Genomic DNA, 18,611 nt, shown 5'->3' with positions numbered 1-18,611 from the left:
CCAACTCACCTCAGTCGAACTCTTCAACGTCCACAACGTTCAGAGGAACATCCGTAAGTGCCTTTCCAATAACGGATTTAGCGATCCTTGAAGCATGTTCATCACTTTCAGCATCGAACACCTTCATCTCAAGAACAAGACCAACGAGCGCGGTGTTAGCTGCAATGAAAACACTGCCAAATGGCTCACTACAGGCAGGACAGTAAGTAGTGCCCACATCGACCTCTACAAAGTCAAGCTTTTTTGGGTTCAGTCTTTTACCAGCTTCCGAGATGGCTACCCCAATAGCATCATCCGCTGTTTCTACATCTCTTACCAACCAAGCCGCTTCAAGTGTAACATGATAATTTGTCATCGTTTGATTCTCTCCAAATACTGTATCTTTAAAACATTCATTGTTTTCTATTTAAAATGAAATTATTGAATTATCATCATATTGTGAACAACACATCGTCATCAACATCGAACACACCAAGACGTGCGCCCGCATCCAGCCATGCATGCCCATAACTGAAACATATAAGCGCATTCACAGAGTCTTCAGACTTGATGAAATGTATACCGTCCTCATAATAGGAGCGGGCCATATTCTTGTAATCCTCAGCCACCGTACGCATGTGTGAATTCTCGATAGGGCTTATATCGGCTTTAGCAAGAGCTTCTCTTAACAACCGTTCATACCTTTCGACCTTTTCAACCAGATCTGCTGCCACAATTACACCACTATAAGTACTGCCTTTATAAACCCATCCGTTGAGACATCACTTTTCCGAACCGAATATCTTCTTGAAAAGGCCACCGCCTTCTTTCCCAACCTCTTTGGTAGGTGTCCTTTTGGGAGGCGGACTGGCCGAGGGAACTTTCTGCTCCACAGATGCAGGCTTTGGAGGAGAGGGACTTGTTTTCTTAGAAACACGTATAGCAGGCTCAGGAGATGCCTTCTTAGAGCTCTTCAACACATTGACAGATTCACCGCCGTGCTTTGACTTTCTCACTCTGATATCCACAAGGACCGGTCTTTCAATATCATTACTGACCAGCATGGCGACACCCGGCGGCAATCGCATAAGTTCGTCCTCCACGAAAGAATTGACCCCTTCCAGACCCTTACTAATGGATTTCAGGTCGTTTGGATTAGTGACCTTCATGATGACCTGCGTGCCACATTGTGAAAGGACGTTCTTGTCGATCCTTGCCGGACGCTGGGATATCACCATCATTCCAAGACCGAACTTTCTCCCTTCCGATGCGATAGTACGCAGAACCTCAGAACTTACGGTCTTGCTGAATCCTCTTTCAGGTGCGAAATTGTGGGCTTCTTCAACCACAAGCATACCCGGAGGGATAGTGTTCAGCTTACGTGCCTCGAAAAGCGCACTGCAAAGGCGTGCAACTATCATACTCTGAAGTTCCGGGGGCACACCCTTGAAATCGATGACCGATGCCTTACCATTGTGCATAAGCTCATTGAGCTCAGTGGGAGAGGAAGAAAGAATATCAGAATCGCGAATATCCTCAAGTACACCCATCACATTCCAACGAGCCTTGCTCTCATTGTTCCCGACCTCGAAGATAATATCATCAAGAGTGTAGGTCTCCATCTCAGCCCGCAGTTTCTGTATGGCCTCATAGAGAATACCGATATGAGTTGCCGTGAAGTTATCAGGGAAGATAGCTGTCAGGTCCTTTGCTGTCAGATTGTTACCGTTCAATCTGAAAAGCTCATCGGCATTAGGATTTATCACTTTGTTAGCAGGAGTATAGATAGTAACTTCAGAACCATAGCCCTTGGGAGATATGCCGAATTTTTTAAAACCATCATTTTTCGAAGAAGGGTTCTTCATTGAAGCATATTCACTATGAGGATCGATAATCAGAAGGGGAACTTTACGATCAAGCAGTTCCTCGAGCAATACAGCAGCAGTGTATGACTTACCACTACCCGTCTTTGCAAGGATACTGACATGTTTCTGAACAAGGCTGTTCACACTAAGATGAACGGGAATGTCCGTACCATCCAGCATTCCAATGTACATCTCATTGCCTGAAAGACCTAATGCTGAGCTTATAAGGTCATTGTCTGCCGGGAAAACATCATCTCCAGGGCTGAACGGGGTCTTGGGAGACCTAAGAAGACCTGATGGGTCACGACTTCCTATGACTGTAGCCTCTGCAACTATGCGATCTGACCTTTTATTTGTCTTACTTTCCTTTTTCAGTTCTTCGAATACCTTCTTTGCCTCATCGAAAGAATGTTTGTTATTGGCTACATCACTTGACCTTTTGATGGATAACACCTGACAAAGCACCCAGCCATCCGACTCGTGCCATGCCTTTACATATTCCCCTCGATGAACGGCAGTACTGTCTGAAATAAGGAAGTTAAAACCAAACGAACCGGTCTCACCTGAAATAATTCCTACTGAACCGTGCATTTTTACTCTCTCACGAAAAAGGGTGCTTACGATTTATATCTATTGTGCTTTATAGACAAACGGATATTAATAAAATTAAAAAGAAGAAAGTGATTCACCATCAATCAACATTCTCAAGGATCCCTTCAGGTGCACCAGCAAGCTTTACAAGGGCTTCTGCTTCGACAAAATGCAACTCTGCCGGGATCACGACTATATGGAGCGGTCCCCCAAAATCATAATCCCTGAGAGCTTCAACATAGTCCGCTTTCACCACGGGTGATGGTGAACCAGCACGAGCGATCCCTACTGCGAGGCGATCGTTCATAACACCTTCACCAAGTTTACCCTCGACCTCAAGCAGGATCTCCATTGCCTGGTTGACTGTCATGTAGCCTTTGTCCTTGTCTATGTCAAGGAAAACAGCCGTATGGAGGCCTGCCTCGATGTTCTTCTTGATAGTATCATAAGGGGTCTGAGATACCACCCTTACCCCACGACTGCTCACATAAGGATGGGGTATAGTGACGGATTTACCAAAACGGTAGTTCTGGAGGCCGGAAAGTCCGCATATGGCAGATGCAATGGAAGCTCCGTGTACAAGGGTCGTCTCGATGCCCATGGCCGCTGCACGCAGACGCAGGTCCACATGTGTTGTGGACACCATGGTATCCCCACCTGTCAAAAAGACGACATTACTGTCCTTCGCATCGACCAACCAGTCCTCAGCATGTTGCTCCACATCTTCCCTTGAGAGCAAAGTTATCTTCTTTTCATAGAGCTGCTCCATCTTTTCGAGATCGGTTCCCATGAGAATGGAAGTATAGAACTCAACATAGACCTTGTCAGCATTGTGTATCTTTTCAAGACCTTTTAAGGAAATATCCTTTTCATCGAACAGACCAAGTCCTATAAAATCAAGCATAATATGGTAAAAATCAGCTTGTATGTTAAAGTTTTTGAATATACAGCATAAACTTAGGGGGACTATTCGAAACGTATTTATAGAACCATACACAGTTAGTTTCATTCATATTTAATAAAACCACTATACCAATTCTTATAATTAAGACTATCAGGAGGTTCAGATTCTATGGCAGGACTAGGTCAGCCAACAATTATAGATCCAAGAAAGGAACATACACAGGGCAGGGATGCACTCCACATGAACATTGCAGCAGCAAAAGCAGTTGCAAATATAGTAAAGACAACACTTGGTCCAAAAGGAATGGACAAGATGCTTGTCAATGGTGTGGGTGACATCGTACTTACCAACGACGGCGCAATGATCTTAAAGGGTATGGAGATCGAACATCCAACCGCTAAGATGATCGTCGAAGTTGCAAAGACCCAGGAAAACATTGCAGGAGACGGTACAACTAGTGCGGTCGTTCTTGCCGGTGCACTTCTTGAGAAAGCAGAAGCGCTCATTGATACCGGCATCCACCCTGCAGTTATCGTCAAAGGATTCCTAGAAGCATCTGGCAAGGCAATGGAATTGCTCGACAATTATGCAGTACAGGTCACAAAAGAGGACAGGGACGTCCTTGTTAACATTGCAAAGACCTCCATTGCAGGCAAATCCTCAGAAGCTTTTGCTGACCATATCTCAAACATTTGTGTTGATGCTGCACTCGAAGTCGAGGAAGATGGAAAGGTCGACCTCAACAATATAATGCTCACACAGGACCCTGGAAAACAGATAGATGAGACCGAGTTCCTTGAAGGTATCGTTGTCAACAAGGCACGCCTTCATTCAGCAATGCCTGAAAGGGTAGAGCAGCCAAAGATCGTTATTCTCGCTGCAGACATCGCTGTCAACAAGACAAGGAACAAAGCATCTTTCCAGATCGATTCAGCTGAGAAGATGCAAGAGTTCATTGAGCAGGAAAAAGCAGACTTTGAATCAATGCTCAACAGGATCCTTGATACCGGAGCGAACGTCATTATCGGTTCAAAGAACATTGACCAGGTCGCAATGGACTATTTCCAGAAGAAAGGTGTCTATGGTATCAGGCGTGTAAATGAAGACGACATTAAAGCGATCTCAAGAGCAACCGGAGCACACATTGTCAAGAATATCATGGACATCTCCGAGAAGGATATTGGAACTGCAGAGCTCGTTGAACAGATCGGTGCATTCGACCTTGGTAAGACATACATCAGAGGTTGCAAGAACACCAACACCATCACCATCCTCCTCAGGGGAAGTACGGAACATATCACCGATAACCTTGAACGTACAATGGATGATGCACTCAACGTTATCAAGAACACCATCGAAGATGGTATGATCGTTGCAGGCGGCGGTGCTTCCGAGATCGAGGTAGCACAGGGACTCAGAACCTATGCAACCAGTGTCGGAGGACGCGAACAGCTTGCAGTCGCAGCATTTGCTGAAGCACTTGAGAGCATTCCAAGGGAAGTTGCAATAAATGCAGGTATGGACGGTATTGACACCATCCTCGCACTTCGTGCAAAACACACCGAGATAAAGAACGCTGGTCTTGATGTTTACTCAACCGAGATCATTGACACTCTCGAAAAAGGTATTGTTGATTCACTCAGGGTAAAGAAACAGGCCATCAAATCCGCTTCCGAGGTTGCCAACATGGTATTACGTGTTGACGACATGCTCAAAGCAAGAAGGCAGCAGATGATGGATGTGAACCCTGAACACAACATCCACAACTACGACGCAATGGGAATGTAAATGGATAGTAAGGGAAACCTTACGATCCATAGAATTTTTTATAGTCTTCTATTGCTTTTTTAGCCACATTGGGATAGCGTTCCATCATATATTCGATGAAACCATCCCTTGACCGGCACTCTTTTACAACGCGAAGCATCTTCGCAGCAAACTCTTTCGAGCTTTGATCAGACCTTTCGATCTCAAATGTCAGACACAACGCTTCCACCGGAAAATGATCCCTCCTGATATGAGGGGAAACCGAACCCATCAACACGTTATTTTCCAGAACACTGAATCCGGGCACTCCTATTTCATTTATCCTTGTGCTTGAGACCAATTTATGGAAATTTTCCGAAGAATAGGAATGTAACTCGACATACATATCAGGCCGATATGCCTTCACTACATCAACTATAAGTTTACCCATGCTTTTATAATAATCCCCGTCCAGCGTGGAAATATATTTACCCCTGCTGACCACAGGCAGTATAGCAAGAGTGCCTGATAACGGACGCTCAATATTCAACAGCACATCCGAAGTATCCTGCCATTCCTGCCCATGAAGTCCGGCAACAAAAAGACGAAATGGACGACCTTTACCATATATCTTGAGAAGCATTGCAGACCTCCTTTATCTTGTTAAATATTGACCAGCACCAACATTTATGCAATAAAATTAATGACCGATATAACGGTCGAATGTTAGTGATCGATGGTCGAGAAGGCATTAATAAGGTCGAATGGCCGAACAATGGTCGAACGAAAGATCAATCCGTATCCTCGATCTCCCCGATCTTACGTGCAACCACGTAGATCTCCTGCTTCTTGGATTCGATCACGTTCTGAATTTCAAGTCCAAGCCCTTCCATGATACTGATCAGAGGTTCTCTCTTGATCCTTTTTGAGACCTTAATCACCTGAAGCAATCGTCCATTCAATTTAAGCAATGGAAGCACACGCCTAAGAGCTGTCAGGGAATCTTCCGGTTCAAGGGTCATATCGCTCAGGATGACATCCACAGGCTCCGGCGCCATGGTCTCGAGAGGGAAGGTGAAGACATCACCGAACATGACCGAAACATTACTTCTTTCATGAGCTATTTGACCAAGCTCTTCCTTGAAATCATGGCTGAACTCCAGCCCCCTCACATCAGCTGCGATCTCAGATGCAAATACAATAAAACCGCCTGCACTTGAACCCAGATCAAGGACAGAGTCGCCTTCCTTGATAAGGCCGGTCTCATCCTGTATACCTTTTAACTTGAAGTATCCCTTCGGCATATCAAGACCCTCATCCACTTTGACATCATCATCAATAGAAACATCTTTAGAAGGCTTTGTTACAACAACACCATCGATCTTCACATGACCTTCAGTTATAGCCTTTTTAGAACGACCACGTGACTTAAAAGAACCCATTTCAACAAGATATGCATCCAACCTCATAAATTAATGAAGGCAAGGCAACTATAAAAAGGTAACAAAGAAAAAAAGGAAAAGAATGAAGGATTCAGTCAAAATTATAAGTGCAGGAAACCCCGTCCGTCCTGAAACACCCATTACATGATACACATTTCACCCGGTCGCTACCTTCCCTAAGGTTCACAACAAGGTCAGGTTCAGCAATAAAAGGCCTGCTTAATGATATCATATCAGCATATCCCCTTAACATGGATTCCATCACGGCCTTTGTACGAATTCCGCCCACAAGTATGACAGGTATCTTCACCGTATCACGGATCATTTTGGAATAACGCCTGAAATATGCTTCCTTTTCCTCAGAATCTATGCCCTTCTGGGACATCACCGGACCTGCTTCGAATATCCCGCCACTTACCTCGATGGCACACACTCCAGCTTTTTCAAGAAGGCTGGCGATCTCCACACATTCAGGAGCATCAAGCCCGATCTTACCTGAGAATACGTCAAAACCATCTGTTGCATTCATCTTCACCATGATAGGGAAGTCCTTACCGACCTTTTCCTGAGTTCTTTTAACTATCTCAGTGACTATCCTTGCCCGATCCTCCACAGACCCACCCCATTTATCAGTCCTGCGGTTCGTATAAGGGGAAATGAAACTGCTCAACAGGAAGCCATGAGCACAGTGGATCTGAACACCATCGAATCCTGCTTCCTTTGAACGTCTTGCAGCCTCTGCAAAGTTCTCAATGGTATCAAGGATGTCCTCTTCGGTCATCTCCACAGGAACTTTACCGGAAGCTGGATCTTCAACTGCTGAAGGAGATAAAAGAGGAACACCTTCTTTTACAAGAGATTGCCTGCCGCCATGGACTATCTGTATGAATATCTTACTGTCATACTTGTGGACCCTTGACACAATTTCCTTATAAGGAGCAATGAACCTGTCATCATAGATGCCCTGCTGCCTTTCATCGCTTTGTCCCTTTACATCCACGTATGAATAGCCCGTAATGATCAAGCCGACATCTTCCCCGGCAAGGTCTTCATACATGTCCCCTATCCCTTTGGTCACAGTCCCATCCAATTCGGCCATTCCCTCATTGGTCGCTGAACGCACAAAACGATTCTTTACAGTCAATCCTGCTATATCTATAGGTTCAAAAAGCATGCATCCTAATCAGCCACTATTCGTTAATAGGTTTTGCTTAAGTAGGGTAAGGTATTCAGTCAAGTGAAGCTCTGATCGCATCAACCCTTTCTTCCATCATCTCGTTTCGCATCTTGTACATCACAAGAGTGATGAAAAGAAGGATAAATGCGACAACGTTCACCACTAATGTCAGTTGCAGAGAAGTACCTTCAAGCCCCCCACCGCCTGAACCTGAAGTGTCACCGAACATCAAAGGGTGGGCTGAACGCCACAGGCGTATGGATAAAAAGCTCAGCGGAACTGAGATAAAGCCGAGTATTCCGAAAACAGATGCTAAACGTGCACGTTTGTCCGCACCATCCACTGCCTGACGAAGCACAATATAAGCAACATATACCAGGAAAAGGGCAAGAGATGTTGTAAGTCTTGGTTCCCATACCCAGTACCATCCCCATGTAGCCTTGGCCCAGATGGAGCCGGTTGCCAGAACAAGGAACGCAAAAATGACACCCACCTCAGCTGCCGAGCGGGAAAGGATGTCATAACTATACTTACCAGTCCTCAAGAACAGAATGCTGGAAACGAATACCACAGTAAAGGCCAGATAGGAAGTGATGGCTATGGGCATGTGGAAATAGAAGATCCTGAAGCTCATATCAAGGGTTTCCCCAGAGGCACCTTTCATATCCGGAAGATAGAAAATTATCATGCCAATGGCTAGCAACATGGTCGTTGCGGACAGAACTGGCAGGATCTTATCTCTTAATACCCTTTCCGACATTGGAAACCTCGATGACTAATATAGGAACGATGTAAGTAGTACATCTCCCCCGATATATAAGTTTTAATCCTGTATGACATACTCGAACACAAGCTGTGCCACAAGGAAGAAAACGATATCATATACAAGCAGAAGACGTAGTTCCTGAGTGATATCAATATAGGATGCGCCCAGGAGTATGCTTCCGGTTGCCATCACAGCCGGGATGAGAGCAGGAAGCACCAGAGGCAATAACAGCACAGGAAGTAATATTTCCCGGGTCCTCGTGTTCACCGTCAGAGCTGAAAGCAGTGTTCCCACACAGACAAAACCCACAGTACCAAGGACTATTATGATACCAAGCCAGAAAACTCCTGTTATGCTGTAATTGAACATGATGGCAAACAGAGGTACAGTGATGATCTCGACCAGTAGCATAAGCACTAGGTTCGCCATCATCTTTCCAGTGTATATGGCACTCCTGCTTATGGGACATAATTTCAAACCCTCGAGACAACCGTTTTCCAGTTCTGCCACGAAGGAACGTGAAAGCCCTATGGAACCTGCGAAGATGAAGGCTATCCAGAGCACACCCGGAGCGACCATTGCCACATCCTGAGAAGAGCCGAGTATCGGAGCAAATGTGATGCTGAACACTACTATGACAAGCAATGAGAAAAGGACCATTGAATTGAGCATCTGCTTGGTGCGGAACTCCTCTTTGAGGTCCTTTGCTGCAATATGAAAAATGCGTATCATGATAGCTCCGTATTAAAAGATGTCATAGTGACCCCATATCAAAAAGCATCATTTCCACCCACTTGTGACGAGTATATGTCCCTCAGCTCTTCCGCTGAAGCTATTTCAGACATAAGGCTGTCAAAGACGATACTTCCCTTGTCAAGTATGATGACACGGTCACACATATTGTACGTTCTGCTGATGTCATGGGTTATCATCAGTCTTGTGGTGTCATTCGGGTTGAGTTCCAGCAAAACCTTCTCAAATGTGTGGGCTGCGTGCTGGTCAAGCCCTGTATAAGGTTCATCCAGAAAAAGAATTGAAGGCTCATGTAAAAGTGCCCTTGCGATGGAAAGGCGCTGCTTCATACCCCTGGAAAATGTGGATATACGATCATCTGCCCTCTTAACGAGCTCGACCTGTTCTAACAGTCCATTGATGCGAGCTTCAAGCTTCTTACTGTCGATACCATACATATGTCCAAAGAAGCGCAGATTCTCCACGGCTGTCAGGTCGTTGTAGAGATATGTTTCATGGGAGATGACACCTATGATAGCCCTCAATGAACCCTGGTCCTTTGAAATATCCTTGCCATTGACCATTACAGTACCCTCTGAAGGAGAGGAGAGGGCTGACATGATCTTTACAAGGGTTGTCTTGCCTGCTCCGTTAGCACCCAGCAGAGCTACGAACTCCCCTTTTTTTATGTCCAGATCAATGTCTTTTAGTACAGTCATGTTGCCGAACTTCTTTGAGACATTATTGAGAGACAGTATAGCATCCATCGGAATAAGATTACGTTCTGTATAAATTAACGTTTTGATGAAAACGCCTTTTCAGTCGATGGTTGAAGCCATCCATCAATCATATCGAACTGAGTAAATCACAAACTGGTGCAAGATCGCTATTATAGGCTTTGACCATAAAATGGCCCACTTCAGGGTCAAAAACAATAAATCGATAGCAACATACATTATAATCGACCACAGTGATATTTTATATATAATGTTGGAAGAGTATATATTAAGAAATACTCAAAATTATCGAAGATTGTTACCGACAAATGGTTGCATTATATTTGATTTTCAAAGATCGTAGGGAACTTAGCGAAAAGATCCGAACTGAGGTGAATAAAGAATGAATCCGAATACAAGACCTATATATTTGCTCTTACTGGTTTTTGCAGTTATCTTAACAGGCATCTCTACTGCCGGAGCACAAAGTTCTGGTGATATATGTGTAAACGCAGAGATACAGGAAATAAATCCCAGTTCAATAGGTATCGATGAAGAGTTCACCCTGGGAATTAATATTGAGAGCTGCGGTTCCATAGCTCCTGAAGACATTACTTTTGAAATAATCAGCATCCCCCCGGATATCATAGTTACAGAAGATCTGGTCACTAAAATTTCTAAATTGTCTTATGGTACAAGCGAAAGGCACCTGGTATACCACATGAGGACAACCACTGATGCCAACCCTGGCGCCCATATAATAAAGATGAAATTAACATATCCAAACAAGGACTTAGAAACAACAAAATATTATGAAGTTGAGATCCGGGTAATAGGTGAAGATGCCGAACCAAGGATAGCTTCTGTCAAAACCAGTCCTGAATATATCTATGAGGGAGATACAGTTGACTTAAGATTAGGCATAGAGAACTTCGGGGAAGCAATAGCAAAGTCCGTGTCGGTTAGCCTGGACCATGAATTTAAGGGAATTAAGAACTCTACAATTGGAACCCTTGGTATGAATGGCACTCAAACTGCATTGTTCAAGTTCAAGGCAGACAGGTCAGGAGAGTTCGAGATACCTGTTATCATTTATTATGAAGATGATTTTGGCAAGCAAAAAGATGAATATGACATTACAATAACCGTGCTTGATCAAAAGGGGAGTCTGAACCTTGCATCGGTAAAGGTAGACCCCGTCCTTCCTTACATGGATGAGACTGTGGAATTGACCATGAGGATAGAGAACTCCGGTGACAGGACAATAAATTCAATAAGGGTCTATGCTGACCATCCATTCAAAGGACTAAAAGAATCCTTTATAGGAACTCTTGATCCAAATGAGGATGGACCTGCAGTAATTACTTTTATAGCTGATCAGGCAGGGGAATACGAGATCCCTGTGACAATTACATATAGTGATGATTTTGGGGAAGAACAAATTGAAACCAGCATCAATGTTATTGTCCTGGAAAGTAATAGTGGAGTAGGGACAGCTGCGATCGTATTGATAGTCTTAGCGGTTATTGGTGGACTTATCTACAATAATTACAGAACAAAAAGTTCAAAGGATGAGATAATCAAGCAGTTAATGGAAGGCAGTAACAGTTCTACTGACGAAGATGAAGAATAAGAGGTCTCCAATATGATAAACGATATCAGGGTAGGATATCTCATTGCAGCAAGCACTGTAAAAAGAGGGAACAAAAAAACACTGATATTCATAGTTTTTGTTCTCTCGCTCATTTTTATGAACTTGGTGTTCCTTCCATCAATGATAGGAGGAATGATGGTTCTATTTACTGCATATATGCAGGACTATCCTTACGGAGATATTGTCATTGAACCATCAGGTGACAACACCTACATCAACGATGCTGATAGTGTCCTGCAGAAGGTCCGGGCTGTCGAAGGAGTAAGGGCCGCAACAAAGAGACTGGATGTGGGGGCATCTATTGAGCATAAACAGAATGTCGTGGGTGTAACTTTAACAGGATTGCTTCCGAAAGAAGAGTATGAAATTTCGCGATACCCATACATTATCACTGAAGGGGATTTCTTAGGAGAACTTTCCCGGGATGAGATCATCATTGGTGCTGCAATCGCAGGCACAAGTCCAGTTTTTGGAGAAATATATGATGATCTGGGTGAAGCCAGAGCAGGATCACTTGTTGACGTAACATACAGCAATGGCATAAAAAGGACCTATAAGGTCAAAGGCATCATGGAAGGAACATTTGAACTTGTTGACCTTAATGCCCTGGTTCATTACAAAGAGATCGAAGATGTGTATGGTCTGGAAGGGAGCAAAGCTACCAGTGTGGTTGTAAGGGTTGACAAGCAGGGGACTGAAGAGCAGGTCCAGGATAAGATAAGGGAAGCCGGCGTGAATGAGCAGGTATTCACATGGGCCGATAAGTCAGAGACTCTCATAAAGCAGGCAATGCAAAGCATGGGAGCAATAGATATCATGTCAAAGTTTGTGAGCCTGATCGTGGGTGCAGCATTGATCCTCATCATAATCTATATCAACATACTTAACAGGAAAAAAGAGATCGGAATTTTAAAAGCAGTAGGCATTACCCCAAGATCAATAGTATTGTCTTATGCGTTCCTTAGTATGTTCTATGTTTCTTTAGGAATAATCGCGGGATTGGTCTTATACTTCTCACTTATGCTATACTTCCAGGCGAATCCTGTGATATTCTATGAGACCATGGAAATAAGGCCCGTGATAGATCCTATACTGCTAATCCAGAGCATAGTTACCATGCTTACACTATCAGTGATAGCCGGAACACTTCCTGCCTGGAGTGTATCGAAAGAGAGCATACTCAAAGCCATATGGGGAAGATGATATGATCGTTGTGAAAGACCTGAAAAGATATTATGGGTCAGGGAAAACTGCTGTCAAGGCCCTCAATGGTGTTTCGTTCGAAATAAAGAAGGGGGAGTTCGTAGCCATCATGGGTGCATCCGGAAGTGGCAAGACGACCCTGCTAAGGATACTGGCTTTGTTGGATGATGCGACCGCAGGAGAATACACCATAAGAGGATTAAAGGTTTCCAGCCTGCCTGAAGCCGAAAGAAGCTATTACAGGCTAACGCAGGTAGGTTATGTATTCCAGGACTATGCACTCATTAATGAGATGAGTGCTGCTGAAAATGTTTATGTGCTTTCCATGATGGAAGGAAGATCAAAGAAGGAATCCTATAAGACTGCCCTTGAAGCATTAGAAAAGGTCGGTCTAAAGGGAAAAGAGGACAGGATCCCTGATGAACTGTCTGGCGGAGAAAAGCAAAGAGTGGCGATCGCAAGGGCCATAGCCAAAAAACCTGACATAATGTTTGCCGATGAACCCTGTGCAAACCTGGACACCAACAACTCAAAACAAGTACTGGATGTTTTCAAAGACCTGAATGATAACCATGGCCAGACAATTGTAATGGTAACACATGAACACTGGCATACTGAGTATGTTGACAGAGTGATCACCCTCGAAGATGGTGTTCTGGTTAGCGATAAGATGATGGACGAAAGTGGCTGAAAGGGATGATTTTGATCTGTTGAGGAAAAGGATCATTGACATGCCTTATACCGAATGGATGAAGATGAGTTTCTCTAAAGGGTACTTTGCATTACATTAAGCAGAATTCTAAGAATGATAAACCATTTACTCTCAATGCTCATGTGAGAATGAGGGTAAAGATATGGGGTATTAAGCTGAAAAATTAATAAAATATTGGTTGAGAGATAAACACCCTCAACTAATTCTTAACAATATGGCTCACCTATACGATACATATCTATCAGATCACTGAGTTCTGCGATAGATGTTGACCCCTGTCTACGATAGTCATCGATTGCCGCACTCACATCACCAATATCGATCATATAGTTCTCATTTTCATCGTACGGATTGTACCTTACTACAGGATATCCTGCAGCATTCCAGGAGGTGATACCGCCGTTCATATTATATACTTCAGTATAGCCAGCATCAACTAAGATACCACATGCAGTAGCGCTTCTACCCCCGCTTTTACAATATACAAGTATCTTTTCACCAGATGGAACTTCATTGAGCCTTGAACTCAATTGGCTATAGGGAATCAAAGTCGCACCTTTGATATGCCCCCCGTCAAACTCAGCCTGAGTCCGTGCATCCAAAAGAAAAACTTCTTTGTTATCTACCATCTGTTTTGCGTCAGGGACGGGTACAGTCGTAAAGCTCACCGCTGCCACAGTGTTGACAGCCAGTACCAGAAGAACAAAACATGCTGCAAGACATATTTTATTTATATGTTTTATTTTCAATCCAATCACCACCTATATAACTCCCAGGATAAAAACAATCAGGACTTATGTTATAATTTTAGGTATCATACATTGATAAACTTTTGGAAAGGGACTTATTGAGAGTAAGGACTTTGTGAGGACTGAGAGCTTTTCATTGAGGCTTAAACCTACTGGAGCAAGGAAGGTTACTGCTGAGTTCAATTCGGTGATGAATGGTAAGGTTGAGTACAGGAAGAAGAATAGCTCTTGGGGATCTGTTCTTTTGGTTAAAGCAAGGGAATTAAGCCATCAACTTGTTGGGAAGAGAAAAACGATTGAATTTAGCAAACCTGTTTATGTGGTTGAGAGGGATGATTCAGATCTGCTGAGGAAGAAGATCATTGACATGCCATACACTGAATGGAAGAAGATGGGATTCTCGAAAGGTACTTTGCATTATATGAAGCAGAATGCTAAAGCTGATGAGCCTTTTAGTTTGAATAGTCATGTTAGGGAAAGATTGGAGATGTGGGAAAGTTGTTTACAAACGGAAAAGTTATGATTTCTTATCTTTTTCAATTTCATCCTGGATTTTGAAATATTCTATATTTATTGGTGCGAGCAATGGAAAATTAGGAATGTCATATCCATAATTGTTTTTTCGTAACCAATCAATAACTCGTATAACTACCCCAAGATATATTATGGCTTTATTTCTACCGATTTGAATATTATTATGTAAAATATTGTTTCGTGTATTAATTAAATTACAAAAATCCGAGTATAGTTGCTGATCAGTTTCACTCAAACTTTCCCAACCAGAAATTTTTGTCATTACAGTAACAGAATTTTTTAGAAAACCACTTCTAAAACCTTCAAAAAACTTCTTTTTCTGGCTGCTTGTAATATTCTGGTTATTTAAAATTGTGGTAGTTAATTCACGAATTAAATCTTCAAGCAATGAAAATGCAGATATAAAAGATTCTGTATAGAACCCTAAATTCAACAAATCAAAACTGCTTAGCATTCTTTTAGTAATTGGGTTCACACTATTTAATGTAAAACTATTATTAACAATCATATTTGGAAATAAACTACTCATCATATTTTGAGCAAACTTATTAATTTTAAATATAGGATTAAGCCAAGCAACTTTTTCTTCTCCATTCAAACAAAAAAGAATCATTTTTACATCTACTCGTCCTATCTGTCTATTAAAAGGAGTCGTTTTTTGAGTTAGATCAGATACTTTATAAGTTAAAATATAGTGATTAATGTAACTTAATGTATTATCAAATAATTTCTCCAAGTGATGTGTGTCATCTAAGTGCAAATCTTCTTGTGTTTTTATTTGAATTTCAAAGCAAGTGCATTCAGATGTACTAATCTCAAAAGAGTTCTCTTTTTTTATACATTCTGTGTTGAATGTGCGTAATAAAATTTCATTCGAGTCAATATTAATTGGATGAATTCCCATCATAACCGGATGATGCCCCACAACACCAACAATTACTGTAAATATATCATTTATAGAAGAATCATCATCTAAAGTCATTTATTACTCCTTTTAGTTTTTCAGTATAAATCAAATATTTGTGGACTGAATGCATCGTTACTATATAAATAATTTGAAAACACATTAACAATTAGAATTATAATAGAAAGTTCCGTTTTTTGACGTTACCTATTACCCCCCCTTCTTTTAGTGCGAGGGATAAGATTCGAACTTTAATCAAATCTTCCACCACCCCAAAGTTCTAATATAATAATTCCTTTTGAGAAGGAAAGGAGCACTTCCCAATGTCGATCAAATGCATGAAATGTAACAGGGACGCCATCATATTCCAGAAATACTCCGGGATGCACATATGCAAGAGACACTTTATCGAAGATGTTGAACGCAAGGTGAAGCTCACCATCAGAAAGCAGTATAAGATCGAAAAAGGTGACATCATTGCCGTGGCATTGAGCGGAGGAAAGGATAGCGTTGTTCTGTTATACCTTTTGCACAAGATATTCGGCAAGAGAAGGGATATTGAGATAGTGGCCATTACCATTGATGAGGGGATAGTCGGATACCGTGAGGTGACTCTGGAAAAGGCAAGAAAGCTGACAGCAGAGCTTGGTATCAGACATATTGTCCGCTCTTTTAAAGATGAGTATGATAAGACCCTTGATGAGCTGACAGCACAGGAAAGAAAGCTTGGTGCATGCAGTTATTGTGGTGTCTTAAGAAAATCGCTCCTGAACAAGATCGCAAATGAGATCGGTGCCACTAAACTTGCCACCGGTCATAACCTTGATGATGAAGCCCAGACGATAATGATGAATCACCTCGGAGGAGATGTAGATAGGATGATAAGGCTTGCACCTCCGCGGGCAATTGAGGGGCTTGTACTGCGTGCAAAACCTCTGAGAAAGGTTCCTGAAAAGGAAGTGGCCCTGTATGCTATCGTCAATGACCTGCCCTTCGATATGAGCGAGTGTCCTTATGCCCATGAGGCCCTGAGGGGCGAGGTAAGGGATATGATAAATGAGTTCGAGGTCAGACATCCCGGAACCAAATATTCCATCATGAGAGGTTTCGATAAAACAGTGGGATTGATCGCTAAAGAATACCCTCAGGCCGAGGTCTCAAACTGCCGTGTATGCGGGGAGACCTGCACAGCATCACTATGCCAGGCCTGTAAACTGCTTGGTCGCAGTTGAGTCCAGTGGATCATATCCATTGCCTATTCAACTATCTATTTTTTTAAGCTTGTTCTCAGGGATATTCGAGCAGATCACTTATGTCATAGAGTTCTTTTCCAGTCCTATTCATGTAGAGACGGGTCCACCACACGGTCACCAGAGGCTGTATCACTGCGAAAGACAGGACGAAGCTCAGGAATATCCATGCATTCGCAAGTACTTCCACATAGCTGATGAACTCACCGACCATATTGATCGCTACGGAGATCCCGATCACTACCAGGTACATCAGGAATACGACTAACTTGTTGTCCATGAAGAACCTGTAACCTCTTTCAAGGGCTTCCATGGGGTCGAGGCGGTCCAGGACAAGACCAAATCGTACAACACTGAAGATGATATCGATCACCAGAACGTAAAGACCCCATAGCAGGAATCCGAAGAGCAATAGCACACTTGTAAGAAGAGCGTTTTCGGGATTGTCAATAAATGAATTGAAGTCACCCATTGTGAGCATACCTGGAACAATGAACACAATCCCCGCGATAAAGATCAATGAGATGATGATCCTGGTAAGGAAAAGACTGAACACATTCTCCTTTCCTGCACGGAGCATGTCATCAAAGGTGGTATGCCCTGATGCTGATGCTGACTGTGCCATTCCTATTGCCCCTGCCTCGAAATATGACTGGACGAACGAGATGGCTAAAAATGTGAGCAGACCAAGCACCAGTACTATAACAATATTATCAGAGAACAGTGACATGAGAAGCTCCATGCTCTCTTCTGTTGTAAGGGAAGATGCATCACCGATCTCAGACATTGACGTTGCAGCTACAATGAACGGTATCATGAAAATAGCTATCATTAGAATGAAAAGCGATGCCATCATGTTCAAAAAGAAAGGAACAGCAATTCCATAATTATGTGACCAGGTGCTGAATCCTTTATTCAATATTCTTCCAAGATCTTCATTCATTTTTAGTAGCTCCTTGAGACAGGCTTAAACCGTAACTGGCATTATATAAATATTACATAGATATAATATCTGTGATGATCTAATCACTTTAACATCAGCACAACAATATTTGCCACATCTTTAATACTAACAGAAATTAAATAATAACAAGTGAGGAGGAGTTTTTGGTGGAAGAGAATAAGGGGAAGGAAATACTGGTTATCGGGCACTGTCTTGCAAATGTAAGTTCAAGGCTTAAAGGGATAAAGGCACCTCCATTGGTCGATACAAATGGAAGGAACATTGTACAATTGCCATGTCCGGAACTGATCTACCTCGGTGCGTCCCGAAGGGAAATTACCAGAGACCAGCTTGAAAATCCAAATTACAGGAGATTCTGCCATTCCCTCTTTGAACCCTTCGCAGACATGATCGAACAGTTCTACCAGGATGGTTACTCCATTAAGGTACTGGGAGTTCCCAATAGTCCTTCATGTGGTGCACAGACAACAACGGTTGGCGGTCCTGCAGGACGTGTTGAGGCATTCACACATGACAACGTTGTAGGTACCGGAATATTCTATGAAGAGATAGCTGAAGAGTTGACAAAGCGGGGAGTTCTCTTTGAGATGGTTGATGCTTGAAATTGAAATTAGTCGATCAAAGGACCCCACATTTCTTTTTACTGTAAAGCAGTGATCGACCATCGATACATATTGAATTACTAACAAATTGATGATGGAAATGAGTATTTTCCAAATACAC

The 18,611-nt window shown here is 42.7% G+C and carries 20 protein-coding genes; 7 read left to right on the top strand and 13 right to left on the bottom strand.

Annotated features, from left to right (window positions below; genetic code table 11):
• Window positions 1-10: 10 nt before the first annotated feature.
• From AC20MK_RS03885 to dph5, 4 genes are all read right to left on the bottom strand, one after another.
• Complete coding sequence (locus tag AC20MK_RS03885; protein WP_011499058.1) at window positions 11-355, bottom strand: DUF555 domain-containing protein; 345 nt, start codon at window positions 353-355, stop codon at window positions 11-13.
• Window positions 356-431: 76 nt separating this feature from the next.
• The gene (locus AC20MK_RS03880; protein WP_487356684.1) at window positions 432-713 is read right to left on the bottom strand and encodes a DUF357 domain-containing protein; all 282 of its coding nucleotides are present in this window, start codon (window positions 711-713) and stop codon (window positions 432-434) included.
• 48 nt (window positions 714-761) lie between these two features.
• Window positions 762-2,435: a helicase HerA domain-containing protein gene (locus AC20MK_RS03875; protein ID WP_487356683.1), complete on the bottom strand. Its 1,674-nt coding sequence runs from the start codon at window positions 2,433-2,435 to the stop codon at window positions 762-764.
• A gap of 100 nt (window positions 2,436-2,535) precedes the next feature.
• Window positions 2,536-3,339, bottom strand: a complete 804-nt coding sequence (dph5, locus tag AC20MK_RS03870; RefSeq protein ID WP_487356682.1) for a diphthine synthase — start codon at window positions 3,337-3,339, stop codon at window positions 2,536-2,538.
• A 168-nt stretch (window positions 3,340-3,507) separates the two neighbouring features.
• Here dph5 and thsA point away from each other — a divergent pair, with 168 nt between their 5' ends.
• Window positions 3,508-5,127: a thermosome subunit alpha gene (gene thsA / locus AC20MK_RS03865; RefSeq protein ID WP_487356681.1), complete on the top strand. Its 1,620-nt coding sequence runs from the start codon at window positions 3,508-3,510 to the stop codon at window positions 5,125-5,127.
• A gap of 19 nt (window positions 5,128-5,146) precedes the next feature.
• On the opposite strand, the gene AC20MK_RS03860 is transcribed toward thsA, so the two are convergent.
• From AC20MK_RS03860 to AC20MK_RS03835, 6 genes are all read right to left on the bottom strand, one after another.
• On the bottom strand, window positions 5,147-5,728 hold the full coding sequence (locus AC20MK_RS03860) for a DUF2119 family protein (RefSeq protein WP_487356680.1): 582 nt from the start codon (window positions 5,726-5,728) through the stop codon (window positions 5,147-5,149).
• Between the two features lie 148 nt (window positions 5,729-5,876).
• A complete protein-coding gene (locus AC20MK_RS03855; protein ID WP_487356679.1) occupies window positions 5,877-6,554 on the bottom strand; it encodes a S4 domain-containing protein in 678 nt (225 codons plus the stop codon).
• A 64-nt stretch (window positions 6,555-6,618) separates the two neighbouring features.
• Window positions 6,619-7,701 (bottom strand): oxidoreductase, encoded by a 1,083-nt coding sequence (locus tag AC20MK_RS03850; RefSeq protein WP_487356678.1) that lies wholly within the window; start codon window positions 7,699-7,701, stop codon window positions 6,619-6,621.
• Between the two features lie 55 nt (window positions 7,702-7,756).
• Window positions 7,757-8,464, bottom strand: a complete 708-nt coding sequence (locus AC20MK_RS03845; protein ID WP_487356677.1) for a cytochrome c biogenesis protein — start codon at window positions 8,462-8,464, stop codon at window positions 7,757-7,759.
• A 63-nt stretch (window positions 8,465-8,527) separates the two neighbouring features.
• A complete protein-coding gene (locus AC20MK_RS03840; protein WP_487356676.1) occupies window positions 8,528-9,202 on the bottom strand; it encodes a heme exporter protein CcmB in 675 nt (224 codons plus the stop codon).
• Window positions 9,203-9,240: 38 nt separating this feature from the next.
• Window positions 9,241-9,969: an ABC transporter ATP-binding protein gene (locus AC20MK_RS03835; protein ID WP_487356675.1), complete on the bottom strand. Its 729-nt coding sequence runs from the start codon at window positions 9,967-9,969 to the stop codon at window positions 9,241-9,243.
• Between the two features lie 352 nt (window positions 9,970-10,321).
• Between AC20MK_RS03835 and AC20MK_RS03830 the strand changes: the two genes are divergently transcribed.
• The 3 genes from AC20MK_RS03830 to AC20MK_RS03820 are packed head-to-tail and all read left to right on the top strand — an operon-like array spanning window position 10,322 to window position 13,466.
• On the top strand, window positions 10,322-11,551 hold the full coding sequence (locus tag AC20MK_RS03830) for a COG1361 S-layer family protein (protein ID WP_487356674.1): 1,230 nt from the start codon (window positions 10,322-10,324) through the stop codon (window positions 11,549-11,551).
• Window positions 11,552-11,563: 12 nt separating this feature from the next.
• Window positions 11,564-12,775 (top strand): ABC transporter permease, encoded by a 1,212-nt coding sequence (locus AC20MK_RS03825; protein WP_487356673.1) that lies wholly within the window; start codon window positions 11,564-11,566, stop codon window positions 12,773-12,775.
• A gap of 1 nt (window position 12,776) precedes the next feature.
• Window positions 12,777-13,466 (top strand): ABC transporter ATP-binding protein, encoded by a 690-nt coding sequence (locus AC20MK_RS03820; RefSeq protein WP_487356672.1) that lies wholly within the window; start codon window positions 12,777-12,779, stop codon window positions 13,464-13,466.
• Between the two features lie 227 nt (window positions 13,467-13,693).
• On the opposite strand, the gene AC20MK_RS03815 is transcribed toward AC20MK_RS03820, so the two are convergent.
• On the bottom strand, window positions 13,694-14,236 hold the full coding sequence (locus tag AC20MK_RS03815; protein WP_487356671.1) for a rhodanese-like domain-containing protein: 543 nt from the start codon (window positions 14,234-14,236) through the stop codon (window positions 13,694-13,696).
• 115 nt (window positions 14,237-14,351) lie between these two features.
• Between AC20MK_RS03815 and AC20MK_RS03810 the strand changes: the two genes are divergently transcribed.
• Entirely contained in the window at window positions 14,352-14,759 is a 408-nt protein-coding gene (locus tag AC20MK_RS03810; RefSeq protein ID WP_487356670.1) for a CRISPR-associated protein Cas1, read from the top strand.
• Here AC20MK_RS03810 and AC20MK_RS03805 read toward each other — a convergent pair.
• Window positions 14,754-15,752, bottom strand: a complete 999-nt coding sequence (locus AC20MK_RS03805; protein WP_487356669.1) for a hypothetical protein — start codon at window positions 15,750-15,752, stop codon at window positions 14,754-14,756. The genes AC20MK_RS03810 and AC20MK_RS03805 overlap by 6 nt on opposite strands.
• Before the next feature lie 245 nt (window positions 15,753-15,997).
• On the opposite strand from AC20MK_RS03805, the gene AC20MK_RS03800 reads away from it, so the two are divergent.
• Window positions 15,998-16,906, top strand: coding sequence for a TIGR00269 family protein (locus tag AC20MK_RS03800; RefSeq protein WP_487356668.1), 909 nt, complete (start codon window positions 15,998-16,000; stop codon window positions 16,904-16,906).
• Window positions 16,907-16,961: 55 nt separating this feature from the next.
• Here AC20MK_RS03800 and AC20MK_RS03795 read toward each other — a convergent pair whose 3' ends face one another.
• Window positions 16,962-17,867 (bottom strand): DUF7847 domain-containing protein, encoded by a 906-nt coding sequence (locus AC20MK_RS03795; RefSeq protein ID WP_487356667.1) that lies wholly within the window; start codon window positions 17,865-17,867, stop codon window positions 16,962-16,964.
• A 167-nt stretch (window positions 17,868-18,034) separates the two neighbouring features.
• Between AC20MK_RS03795 and AC20MK_RS03790 the strand changes: the two genes are divergently transcribed.
• Window positions 18,035-18,490, top strand: a complete 456-nt coding sequence (locus AC20MK_RS03790; RefSeq protein WP_487356666.1) for a hypothetical protein — start codon at window positions 18,035-18,037, stop codon at window positions 18,488-18,490.
• Window positions 18,491-18,611 lie beyond the last annotated feature (121 nt).

The sequence above is a fragment of the Methanococcoides sp. DA23 genome (genome assembly GCF_057593895.1).
This window is presented reverse-complemented; position numbering and strand designations above follow the sequence as displayed.